Below are 12,178 nucleotides of genomic sequence, written 5' to 3' on the forward strand. Positions count from 1 at the left end.
GCCAGTGTATGATAAATAACTGACAGAAATCATCGACATCGCAGTAGGTTTCAACTAACTTATTCATGCTCATTCCTTTTGGTTTAATCACTCTTGGTCGAATGATCGGATCAGGGAACGAGCAATTAGTTCCTTCGATTTTTTAATTTCTTATCCTAAATTCAGGTTATTTAGGGTGACTCAAAGTGACTGTTTATCAATACATACAAATAATAAATGAGAGATAAATAAAAGAAGCAACAAAGCTGTTAAAACAACCTTGTTGGATGAGTATTACTTGACAGCAGCGGAGCGTCCATATATGTCACCAATGATTCTCTGTCACGATAAATCACTTTGCCATGGTCGTAGATATCTGGATCTAAGCGTTCTCCAACTTGGAGCTTTTTTTGCCAACCCGGTGGAAGTGGCTTGCCCTGCTTCAACTTTTTCTCAAGGCCCGGTGGTAACTTCTCCGGTTTAGCATTCGCCTGATTTAAACCTAAAGTCAGACTAAAGGTAAGTAGAGAAAGTACAATAACTTTATTCATAACAACCTCTCTTTTAGCGCGGCATCATGTGCTTAGTAAACACAATGCCGTCTATAAAGTATTGTTAATAGTTTGAAATAAAGCTTATTGATATAAACTGAACAACAATCACTAATATTTAGATTGATTTAGTTTTGTTAACGCTTTAACGGAGAAACGTTCAATGGCGAGCCCTAACTGAAGTCCAAACTTCTCAGCAACGCCTTTTTTAGTCTTATAAGCCACCTTATAAAGCTGGTGACTTTCATTTAGGGTCATGAGTAAATCGTCACTGGTTGAGATTTCATCGACTAGTTTAAGTTCTAACGCTTGTGTACCAAACCAATGTTCTCCAGTGGCCACTTTCTCAATATCAAGGTCAGTACGATTATCAGAGACAAAGTGTTTGAACAGACCATGTGTTTCTTCAAGCTCCTCTTTAAACTTTTCTCTTCCTTTATCCGTATTTTCACCAAACAGCGTGAGTGTACGCTTATACTCACCAGCGGTTACCATTTCAAAGTCAACGTTATTCTTTTTCAATAAACGATTGAAGTTGGGGATCTGCGCAATCACACCGATTGAACCAATAATTGCAAATGGCGCTGCAATAATCTTATCTGCAACGCAGGCCATCATATATCCACCACTTGCAGCAACCTTGTCTACACAGACGGTTAGAGGAATACCTGCTTGCTTAATGCGCGTAAGTTGCGATGCACCAAGTCCATAACCGTGAACAACCCCACCACCACTTTCTACAGACACTACAACCTGATCCTTTTCTTTATCTGCAATCGTTAAAATAGCGTTGATCTCTTCTCTTAAACCCTCGACTTCGTGAGCGTCCATACTTCCGTTAAATTCAAGATAAAAAACATTTTTCTCTGTATCTTTATCTTTATTTTTTTGCGCTTTTGATTGCGACTTATTTAGAGCTTTTAACGCCTTTTTATCAAGCGTTTGCTGCAAAAACTGTTGTTTAGATTGCGACAGACTGTCGCTTAAATCGGTAACTTCAATTTCGCCCTTTTTCGATTTTGGTTTTGAGCTTGCTCCCACCATCAAAATAATGACTACTGCAATACCAAAGATAATGGTTACTGTCTTGGCTAGAAATAACCCATATTCAAACAAAAATGCCAAGTCGTTCTCCTCATTTAGCTCATAAAGGGGACCATTTTTTCAATATAAAATGGACATAAAAAAGGCCGCTAGCTGCGGCCTTTTATAGTCTCGAAAAATGTCTTAGTTTGCAACAACATCCGGGTTAGATACTTGTAAAACCAAACCCTTTGACTTCAAGAAGCTTGCAACTTGCGTTTGCATTTCGATTGACGCCGCTGCGTGTCCTGCTGCTGTGCCACCGGCTTTTTCATCAAAACCCGTCGTTAAGATTGAACTGTGATGGCCCTGAGAGAACTTCACTACATAACTTCCAGGTGTTCCGTCTTGACTCATTTGCGTTTCACTTGCTGGCATTAAGCCCATGAAACCAGCAAGTGGTAAGCTACCTGACAAGAAGCTACGCTCTGTCGTTGGAGGAATAACCAAGTCAGCTGCATTACCATCAACACCACCCGTAACAACACTCATATATACTGGCGTTTGTAGCGCTTTCACGGAAGCTGCATAGTTTAGTGGATCTGCACTATCTAATGCGGTTTGTGCTGCAAAACCAAATTGCGTCACCGTACCATCAATCAATGCTAGTGTCGCAGTGTCTCCAGCCGCTTCTAAATTTGCTCTAAACGTTCCATATGCACAGGAAACATATTTGCTTTGATCCGCTGCAAGCGTGCCACAGTCAGCAACTGCGCCTTCTTGCAGATAGGCATTAAACGCTTGCGATGCGAGATTACCTGCAGAACTCAACACGGAGCCTTGTACAAACGGACCAAATGATTTTGACTCAATCAAGAAGTTAGCAATGCCCGAACCACCACTTGCAAGTGCTGCTGACTCAACTTTAAAGAAGCCATCAATTGCTGGATTTAATGGCGCATTGGTTTGAGCGAGGAAGCTTGGGCCTACAACTGAACCAAGTGAGTGACCTAGGTAACTAACTTGCTGGGTATTGAAGTTAACTTGGCCACCAGATGCTTGATTAATAAAGTTTAAGCCTAAACGTAACCCCATTAAATCTGCTGCTGATTGCTTTAAGTTATCACGCGCAACCAACAACGATGTTAGATTCATGTAAGAAAGTACACTACCCGTCGACGCATTAAACTCGTCGTTGCCATCACCGTCAATATCAATGCCGCGCTCGCCGTGCATCGGGTGGTCGATTGCTACCGTCGCAAAGCCTGCTTGCGTAAGAGACAAGGTTAAGCCAAGCATGTCTTCTTTCTTGCTGGTGATCCCATGTTGGAGAATAACCACTGGCCATCCGCTTTCTGGACGCGCCGCATCGTTAGCAGGAAATGTAATTTGCACAGGCACATTAGCAAGCCATTGCTGCTTGGGAATTGGGTTATATTGGGTAATAAAACGCTGTTTATCCACGCCAATGCTTCTAAACTTTGGCACACCTTCAGGCACAGGGAGGCCCGCACAAAGCTGATCGTCTCCTTCTGTTACTTGGGGTAATTGGCCACCTTGTGCAACATACCCACCCAGTGTAACTGGGCTGTCGCATAAAGCCTGCCAGTAGGTATCTGCTAATGCTTCAATGCCACCTGTTTTTGGCTTCGCTAAATACTGGGGAAGTTGAATAACACCACGCATTAATTTAATTTGTTGGAAAGCAGGCAGTAAAGCCGCTGGCACTTTACCTTCCAGTGCGTCAGCGACCGTCATCGGTGCCTGAGCAGGAACTGCGATTACTGGTGGAGTGTTCTTTGCGAGCGATTGTGCAAGTAAAGCTTTCGTCGCAGCTAAACCAGCACCAGTTGATTGTGTAGTCATTGCTGCTGTGTAAATAATTTCGGTACCATCTACCCCAGCTTTGGTAACCACTTCCTCATAACTTTGTATTACTGCTTGCAAGGATTTTTGCGCATCGGTCACCAGTGGTGCGTTTTGACGCAATAAGCTATACGTCGATGATGGGTCAACACTTTGTCCGCTGGAGTCCTTCAAAGTACGGGTTAAAACAGTAATATAAGTCGTACTTGGTTTAAGCGGCTTGACAGGAACCACTACAATGCCATTTCCAGCTCCATTCGTCATCGCTACGAAATCGCCTTGGGGACCAAACTCCAATTCAGCAACAAATTTACATGCTATCCCTGACGGTAGCTGCGCACACTGTTCGTCAGTTTGTAATGGTCCACCCATTGCAACTTCAAAAATTCGTACGGCGCCCGGAGTCATGACGCTTTGCGCATCAAGTGTCAACCCATTCGTTGTCGTCATGTCGATAACGTAAGGCATTTGTGTCGACCAACCATCTAAGGCGCCAATCACAATACTTGGGTTTGCATAGCTTGCACGCGTCACCAGAGGATTACCTTCACCATCCTTCATTCCCAACATTTCATCAGGTAAGTTAAGGGTTCCGTCTTGAGTGCCGGATAAAAGGATATCGTTTGGAACTGAGATCACACCGCCTGATGGATCAAATTTAACAGAAATCGTTGGAGAAACGGGCGTAGTATCATTTTTTACATCTTCTAACGTTTCACCGCCTCCACAGCCAGCGAGTGCTGCTGATACTGCGAGTGAGAGTAGCATTTTTTTCATTTTATAGGCTCCGACATAATCTTATTATTATTGTGATAATTCTCGTTAAATCTATGTAATTGCATTTTTAATAAGACATTAGACCAGTTAAACTTAACTCAAACTTTGTTATTTCGCCAGCCATATTTACAATAAATTCGCTAACTTGCTACTGCATTGTGATAAAATGACCCAAACATCTTAATTGGAGTCCAGAATGCAGACTTATCAAGCTCCTGAAAACGCACTTGCGAATAAAACGATATTAGTAACAGGTGCTGGCGACGGCATCGGCCGTGTTGCGGCGATTAATTACGCCAAATATGGTGCAACGGTTATTTTATTGGGCAAAACCACCAGTAAACTAGAAGCCGTTTATGATGAAATTGTTAACGCCGGTTACCCACAGCCTGCAATTGTACCTTTAGATTTACGTGGTGCAACCAAACAACACTTCCGAGACTTGGCTGCCACTATCGAGCAGCAATTTGGTAAGCTTGACGGCTTGCTAAATAATGCGTCTATTTTAGGCTCTTTAGGTCCAATGGAACACTTTTGCGTTTCAACCTTCGAAAACATAATGAAGGTAAACGTAACAGCCCAAGCGGTGATCACTAAATCGCTATTCCCTGTAATGAGAAAAGCACCTAACGCTTCTATCGTCTTTACTTCATCGGGTGTAGGACGTAAAGGTCGTGAATTTTGGGGAGCATATGCAATTTCTAAATTCGCAACCGAAGGTATGATGCAAACTTGGGCCGAAGAAGTGGGTAAAACCAATATTCGTATTAACTGCATTAATCCTGGTGCGACAAGAACAAGTATGCGTGCATCAGCATTCCCAGGTGAAGATAAAGATAAACTAAAAACACCTGAAGAATTAATGCCAACATACCTGTACTTGATGTCTGATGACTCAATCGGAGTTAATGGCCAATCTTTAGATGCCCAAACCTACTAACTAGCACTTTAAAGGCTGCAGATCCACAATTGCAGCCTTCTATATTACCTAAGTTAATCTCTCGGCAAGGTTTCAAACGCCAGCACTTGCTCTAATTTTTCATCCCACTTCGCTTTACTCGCGATAAATAGATGTGCAGTTGGCGTAAGACTCGGCGCATCATCTAAGCTACCAGCTGGTACCACTAAACCGATAGGCTGCTGGTTTGGTAATGCTGAGCCACAACGAGCACAAAAGGCTTTAACGTGCTTAGTATTCGGTAAAGTAAAGCGCGTGATTGATTTTTCTCCCACGAGCCAAGTTAGCACTGCATTTTGAAAAAATAAATTCGCAGCATGTGCGGAGCCTGTGTCTTTTTGACAATACTCGCAGTGACATAGACAAAAGCCCTGCGCGTTGCCCTCTACAAGATATTTAACCTGACCACACAGACAACTACCAGAAAACATCTCTTTCATTTGCATTTCCTTATCAAATACAAAAACACCAGCTAGGCTGGTGTTTAATACCAATTAGTCTTAATACTTGATCAATTTGAAGGAGCAAATCTGACGCTAACTACGTTAAAAACTTCTCATTTAGAACAACTAAATAGCAAAATTTTTGCCTTGTTATCGACAAGATTTTCTCGCCTCAAAATAGCTCACTTAAATAAGCTAATTGGTATAAAAAGCTTAAATTACTTTCTTCTTGGGGTTTTGACCCTTTGATTATGCTTTTTTACTGCTTTGCGGATCTTATTAATTTTCGCGCGCTTGTCTTTGCGCTTTTCTGGCATGACCGACAACTTAGTTTGCTGCTCGGCCCTCATGCTTACCGATTTACGTAGGTAGTTAACATCTTCTAATTTTAATTCTTCCCATCCACCTTGTGGTAAACGCTTATTAAGCTCCAATTTACCATAGCGGATACGGATCAAACGCGACACTTCAACATCTTGCGACTGCCAAAGACGCCTAACTTCACGATTACGCCCTTCCGTCAGTGTTACATTGAACCACTTATTCAGACCTTCACCGCCAAGTGGCTTAATCTTAAGGAATTTTGCAGGACCGTCTTCTAGCTCAACACCTTTGGTTAATGTACGCAACGTTTGGTTTGTTACTTCACCAAATACGCGAGCAGAATATTCACGTTCCACTTCGTATTTTGGGTGCATCAAGCGATTAGCTAGCTCACCATCATTGGTAAAGAGCAACAGGCCTGATGTATTGATATCTAATCGCCCAATAGCTATCCAACGGTCACCATCTAACTTTGGTAGCCTATCGAATACAGTACGACGACCTTGAGGGTCGCGACGAGTACACAGCTCACCTTCAGGTTTATGATACATAAGTACGCGACAGATGCGCGCTTCTTGCTGCTCTATTTTAACAATATGTCCATCTACACGGATCACCGAAGTCTCTTCCACTCGGTCTCCTAGCTTGGCAACTTTTCCATCTACACTTACGCGGTTAGACTCAATATACTTTTCCATTTCGCGTCTTGAGCCAACGCCAGCTCTTGCCAATACTTTTTGTAGTTTTTCACTCATTCAGATGGTTCTCTCACAGAAGGATCGTTTAATAACTGTTCTATTTTCTCATTATGTTGTTCAGGTAATCGAGGTAATTCCCCAAGACCAGATAATGAGAAGTAATCTAAAAATTGTTTTGTCGTTGCATACAATGCAGGCTTACCCGGTACCTCTTTGTAACCCACCACTTTTATCCACTCGCGATCTATCAAGCTTTTGATAATATTAGAACTCACGGTGACCCCGCGCACTTGCTCTATTTCGCCTCGAGTGATTGGTTGCCGGTAAGCAATCAATGCCAAAGTCTCAAGTGTAGCACGTGAGTATTTTGGTGCTTTTTCCTGCCACAGTTTACTTAGCCAAGGGCTCAAGCTCGGGCAAGCTTGAAAACGGTATCCAGTACCAACCTCAACCAGCCTCACACCGCGAGTTTGATAATGATTTACCAGTGTTTCCAGTGCCTGATCAATACGCGGTGATGACACGCTGATATCTTCCAGCACAGTTTCTTTTAAGCGCTTTTTAGATAACGGCTTATCTGAAACGAAAATCGCTGCTTCAACCAATTCAACCAGTTGTTCATCGCTAACGCGTCTTTTCATATTTTATGCTTGAAGATAAAAATGCGGAGTATAGCAGAGGCTGCAGCCATCCCCTAGCCTTTTAAATGCAGGTAAATCGACGCTGCCGTTGCTGATTGAATATAGTCAACCAACTGCTCCTTAATGAGTTCGAGCATGGCAATAAAAGTAACCACTACACCACTGCGCCCTTCGTCCAAGGTAAAAAATCGCGCAAATTCTACCGGCTTATTCTGCTCTCGTAGCAATTGCAATATAAAGCTCATACGCTCTCGGGTTGAAAGTGCTTCTGCGGATATGTGATGGTGCTCAAAGGTCTTGGCTCGGGCCATCACTTCCGACAGCGCCAAAAGTAATTCCCTCAGTTCAATGTCTGGGAATTCTGGCTCAGTGTCGGTGCTACTGTCTATCAATGCATGAGCGACAAAGATATCACGCTCAACACGAGGGATCTCATCTAAGTTCTCAGCGGCTTGCTTAAATTGCTCGTATTCCTGCAAGCGTCTCACCAGCTCAGCTCTGGGATCTTCCTCTTCCTCTAACTCTTCGTGTTTTGGTAGTAACATTCTTGATTTTATTTGTGCTAGCAAAGCTGCCATCACCAAGTATTCACCCGCAAGTTCGAGCTGCATGTCCTTCATCATTTCAACGTACTGAACATACTGCTGAGTAATACTAAAAATCGGTAATTCTAGAATATCTAATTTATGTCTTTTAATAAGATAAAGCAGTAAGTCCAACGGGCCTTCAAAGGTCTCTAAGATAACTTCTAGGGCTTCAGGGGGAATATAAAGATCTTCCGGCTTTTCAATTACCGCTTCACCGTGTAAAAAAGCCAGCGGTAATTTCTGTTGGAGTGCTTCTGTCATCTCAACATGCGTTATTCAAAAGGCGACGTATCGCCACAGCCACGACGCAAAATCTCAATGGTGTCTTCGGACATATCAATAACGGTGGTTGCTTGCTCGATTAAATAGCCACCATGAATGATCAAGTCTACGTGCTTCTCAAGACGCATGCGGATATCATCGGGGTCAGACTCAGTAAACTGCTCTCCTGGCAAAATCAAAGAGCATGACATCAAAGGTTCACCCAGCGCTTCCAACAACGCGCAGGTAATTGGGTTATCAGTCACACGGATCCCGATGGTTTTTTTCTTCTCATTGAGCAAACGACGAGGAACTTCTTTCGTCCCTTTAAAGATAAACGTGTACGGACCGGGCGTATTATTTTTAATCATCCTAAACATTTGATTATCGACACGAGCATAGGTCGAAAGCTCCGACAAATCACGACATAAAAGAGTGAAGTTATGGTGCTTTTCGATGCCGCGGATCCGCTCTATCCGCTCCTTAGCTTGCTTATTACCGAGGTTGCAACCAATGGCATAGCCGGAGTCGGTTGGAAACACCACCACGCCACCTTGCTCAATAATATCAGCCGCTTGGCGAATTAAACGCGTTTGCGGGTTATCTGGGTGAATATGAAAAAATTGACTCATAAGCTTATTCCTCTTTGCCTCCCCAATGACGCCAAACTCCTTGACAATCTTTAGGTAAATACAAGTTACGACCAAGGTCGACCCAAGGCATTGGGAAGTGGAAATCTGACCCTTGGCTTGCTAACAATTCAAACTCTTGACTTAGTCGCCCCAAAAATTGGCGCTCAGTAGGCGCTTGCTGCGGCTGTGCAACTTCCATTGCAGCTCCCCCAACCGCTTTAAATTCAGCAATTAACTTTCTTAGCCACTTATTCGACATCTTATATCGAGCAGGGTGTGCCAATACACTTACTCCACCCGCGGCATGAATAGCAGCAACCGCCGTGTGTATATCGCACCATTGACTTGGCACATACCCGGTCTTGCCACGTGCTAAAAATTTATTGAAAACGCTTTGTACGTTTTTAGCCACGCCCCGCTCAACCAAAACTTGAGCAAAATGCGCTCTGGTGATCTGCGCAGTTTGGGCAAGTGCAAGGGCATCATCGTAGACATGCTCATAGCCCTTTTTGGCTAATCGCTCGCCGATTTCTTTTGCTCTGGCTTCTCGCTTTTGCTGCTGTTCGTGCAGCAGCTTTGTTAATGCTTCATGCTCAGGGTCAAAATTTAATCCAACGATATGGATTTCAAAGCTTTCCCATTTTGTAGAAATTTCAACGCCATTAATAAGTTCTAACGTGAGATTATTTTGGCTAATGTAGTCACGGGCAGGCTGGATCGCATCTATCGTGTCATGATCGGTAATTGCAAGAATATCAACGCCTTTTTCCGTTGCTCGCTCAAGCAATTCATCAACAGCTAAGCGGCCATCGGAAAAAGTAGTATGGCTGTGGAGGTCATATTTAATCAAAATGTATTAACTATCTCTATGAATTATCAACGTTTTGATTATATCACAAGTTAACTGATACGACCTTAGGTTATTTTCTGATATTTGCCCTTGACACTTGTAGCAAGAATAGGGTTTACTGTAGCTAATTTAGATTAAACAACGAAATATTCACAAATGAACAAACAAATTCAAAAAAACATTTGGTGGTGGCACTCGAACTAAGCGGGTGTGTTTCGTTATATCTACGATTTATCAACCCGCGCAATGCCGCGGGTTTTTTTATACTTTTTAGAGGCTTATATGAACAACAATATCACAGTAAACACAATTTGGTGGTGGTGGATGCCCTAGCGGGACGGTATTGTTGTGTCTGAACAATAACCCCCGCAGAGCTCAGCTTTCGGGGGTTTTTTATTTTCTAAACAGAATATCTAGAAATTAAGAGGAATGAGGTTTGATTTTTAGTCATATAACGACCACACCAGGTGAGGTCACCAGTATAAGACAAAGGCGCGATTATATTGCCAGCCCACTGTCTTTATACGCAGGTTTAAACAAAACAAACTCGTTACTGCTTGAATCAGCAGAAATAGAGTCTAAAGACAATGTGAAAAGCATCGTGCTTGTGGATAGTGCGATTCGATTCGAATGTAACGGCGCCCAAGTCATTGCTAAAGCCTTGTCTAACAATGGTGCTCAGTTGCTACCGTACCTTGCGCAAAAGGTCACAAATTGTAACGTGATCCTCAATGATAATACCTTGACGCTCACGTACAACGCATTGGAAAGTAACATTGATGAGCATACAAAACTAAAAGCAGATAACGCCTTTAGTGCGCTCAGAACCTGTATCAATGAAATTAAACGTAACTCAGATACGCCGTTTTCCGTCTTTTTAGGTGGTGTATTCGCCTATGATATGGTTGCAAACTTTGAGCAACTTCCTGAAGTACCAGATGGGGACAACGACTGTCCCGACTATGTTTTCTATCTCGCTGAAACCTTAGTTGTGATCGATCATCAAGCACGAACTACTGAGCTCATTGGTAATGTTTTCAATGGCCCTGAGGTTCACGCCAATTGCTTTGAAGTAGGCAAACAGCTAGAAGAGCTAAACAGTCAATGTGATCAAATCACTGAATTTCAGTTTGAGCCACAAAGTGGCGGTGCAGATGTCAAAGTCAATGTGAGTGACGACGAATATTGTCAACACGTTGAAAAGTTGAAAACCAACATTATCAACGGTGACATCTTTCAAGTCGTTCCCTCTCGCACTTTTTCACTTCCTTGCCATAACTCACTCGCCGCCTATAAACAGCTCAAACTACAAAATCCTAGTCCCTACATGTTTTATATGAAGGATGAACGTTTTGTGCTATTTGGCGCATCTCCAGAGTCGGCGCTCAAATATTGTGAGCAGAGTAACCAAGTTGAAGTCTATCCCATCGCGGGGACAAGACCACGAGGTAAGTTTGCTGATGGTAGTATCAATCCAGATTTAGATAGCCGCATTGAGCTCGAGCTGCGCAACGATCAAAAAGAGCGTGCAGAGCACCTTATGTTGGTTGACCTTGCCCGTAACGATGTCGCACGGATCAGTATTGCAGGTACTCGACACGCAAAAGAATTATTGAAAGTGGACCGCTACTCACAAGTCATGCATTTAGTATCGCGCGTCGTTGGCCAATTAAAGCCTGATTTAGATGCCCTTCACGCCTATCAGGCTTGTATGAATATGGGCACTCTCGTCGGCGCGCCAAAGGTTAAAGCCGCAGAACTTGTTCGCCATACAGAAAAGCAGCGTCGTGGTAGTTACGGCGGCGCGGTAGGTTATTTGATGGGCAATGGCGCGATGGACACCTGCATCGTAATTCGCTCTGCGTTTGTAAAAAATAACATAGCTTACGTACAAGCAGGTGCAGGTGTTGTGTTTGATTCAAATCCACAAAGTGAAGCAAATGAAACCAAAGCTAAAGCCATGGCAGTGATTAAAGCAGTACAGTCCACGTATGAAGGAGCAAACCATGACTAAGGTATACTTTTTAGATAATTTTGATTCTTTCAGTTATAACCTTGTGGATGAGCTTAGCCTGCTAGGACTCGACTTGGTCGTTTATCGTAACAACATCTCTGCCGAAACCATTTTCAACAAAATGTGTGCAGAAGTTGATCCTGTGATCTTAGTTTTATCACCTGGACCTGGCGCGCCATCGGAAGCAGGCTGTTTGCTCGCGTTGATTGAGCTATGTAAAGGTAAATTCCCCATGCTTGGAATTTGCCTCGGTCAACAAGCCCTAACCCAAAGTTATGGTGGTGAAGTTGGCAAAGCGGGTGAGACGGTACATGGTAAATCTTCTATTATAGAAGCGGATGAACATCCGGTATTTGCCGGACTCGGGACGCAATTCCCCGTGGCGCGCTATCACTCTCTAATGGCAACAAGCGTACCACCAGCACTGCAAGTGATCGCGAGATATCAAGCCATTCCGATGGCTATCTATCACAGTGAACACAAAGTGATTGGCTATCAATTTCACCCAGAGTCAATATTGACCCCCAATGGCGCTCAGCTATTACAGCAAAGTATCGCGTACCTTAGCGCTTAG

At 43.3% G+C, this 12,178-nt stretch carries 12 protein-coding genes; 3 read left to right on the forward strand and 9 right to left on the reverse strand.

Translation table 11 applies throughout. The annotated features are described in order from the left end of the window. Positions 1-248 precede the first annotated feature (248 nt). From CKO50_RS21040 to CKO50_RS21050, 3 genes are all read right to left on the reverse strand, one after another. Complete coding sequence (locus tag CKO50_RS21040) at positions 249-530, reverse strand: hypothetical protein (RefSeq protein ID WP_255230832.1); 282 nt, start codon at positions 528-530, stop codon at positions 249-251. Positions 531-641: 111 nt separating this feature from the next. After that, on the reverse strand, positions 642-1,655 hold the full coding sequence (gene sohB, locus CKO50_RS21045) for a protease SohB (RefSeq protein WP_095729755.1): 1,014 nt from the start codon (positions 1,653-1,655) through the stop codon (positions 642-644). Between the two features lie 102 nt (positions 1,656-1,757). After that, positions 1,758-4,196 carry a VolA/Pla-1 family phospholipase gene (locus CKO50_RS21050; protein WP_095729756.1) on the reverse strand — a complete coding sequence of 813 codons (2,439 nt, stop codon included), beginning with the start codon at positions 4,194-4,196 and terminating at the stop codon, positions 1,758-1,760. 196 nt (positions 4,197-4,392) lie between these two features. On the opposite strand from CKO50_RS21050, the gene CKO50_RS21055 reads away from it, so the two are divergent. Then, positions 4,393-5,136, forward strand: coding sequence for a YciK family oxidoreductase (locus CKO50_RS21055; RefSeq protein WP_010604961.1), 744 nt, complete (start codon positions 4,393-4,395; stop codon positions 5,134-5,136). A gap of 53 nt (positions 5,137-5,189) precedes the next feature. On the opposite strand, the gene CKO50_RS21060 is transcribed toward CKO50_RS21055, so the two are convergent. From CKO50_RS21060 to CKO50_RS21090, 6 genes are all read right to left on the reverse strand, one after another. After that, entirely contained in the window at positions 5,190-5,594 is a 405-nt protein-coding gene (locus CKO50_RS21060) for a GFA family protein (protein WP_095729757.1), read from the reverse strand. A 221-nt stretch (positions 5,595-5,815) separates the two neighbouring features. Next, complete coding sequence (rluB, locus tag CKO50_RS21070) at positions 5,816-6,676, reverse strand: 23S rRNA pseudouridine(2605) synthase RluB (protein ID WP_095729759.1); 861 nt, start codon at positions 6,674-6,676, stop codon at positions 5,816-5,818. After that, positions 6,673-7,260 carry an SMC-Scp complex subunit ScpB gene (gene scpB / locus CKO50_RS21075; RefSeq protein ID WP_010378581.1) on the reverse strand — a complete coding sequence of 196 codons (588 nt, stop codon included), beginning with the start codon at positions 7,258-7,260 and terminating at the stop codon, positions 6,673-6,675. The genes rluB and scpB overlap by 4 nt, the downstream gene beginning before the upstream one ends. Positions 7,261-7,313: 53 nt before the next feature. Further along, positions 7,314-8,108, reverse strand: coding sequence for a ScpA family protein (locus CKO50_RS21080; RefSeq protein WP_095729760.1), 795 nt, complete (start codon positions 8,106-8,108; stop codon positions 7,314-7,316). 11 nt (positions 8,109-8,119) lie between these two features. After that, positions 8,120-8,740 carry an L-threonylcarbamoyladenylate synthase gene (locus tag CKO50_RS21085; protein WP_010378577.1) on the reverse strand — a complete coding sequence of 207 codons (621 nt, stop codon included), beginning with the start codon at positions 8,738-8,740 and terminating at the stop codon, positions 8,120-8,122. A gap of 4 nt (positions 8,741-8,744) precedes the next feature. Next, entirely contained in the window at positions 8,745-9,590 is an 846-nt protein-coding gene (locus tag CKO50_RS21090; RefSeq protein ID WP_095729761.1) for a PHP domain-containing protein, read from the reverse strand. Positions 9,591-10,026: 436 nt separating this feature from the next. On the opposite strand from CKO50_RS21090, the gene CKO50_RS21095 reads away from it, so the two are divergent. Further along, positions 10,027-11,604 carry an anthranilate synthase component 1 gene (locus tag CKO50_RS21095; protein WP_095729762.1) on the forward strand — a complete coding sequence of 526 codons (1,578 nt, stop codon included), beginning with the start codon at positions 10,027-10,029 and terminating at the stop codon, positions 11,602-11,604. Then, on the forward strand, positions 11,597-12,178 hold the full coding sequence (locus CKO50_RS21100) for an aminodeoxychorismate/anthranilate synthase component II (RefSeq protein WP_010378569.1): 582 nt from the start codon (positions 11,597-11,599) through the stop codon (positions 12,176-12,178). The genes CKO50_RS21095 and CKO50_RS21100 overlap by 8 nt, the downstream gene beginning before the upstream one ends.

The sequence above is a fragment of the Pseudoalteromonas sp. HM-SA03 genome, from assembly GCF_002289345.1.
GTDB lineage: Bacteria > Pseudomonadota > Gammaproteobacteria > Enterobacterales > Alteromonadaceae > Pseudoalteromonas.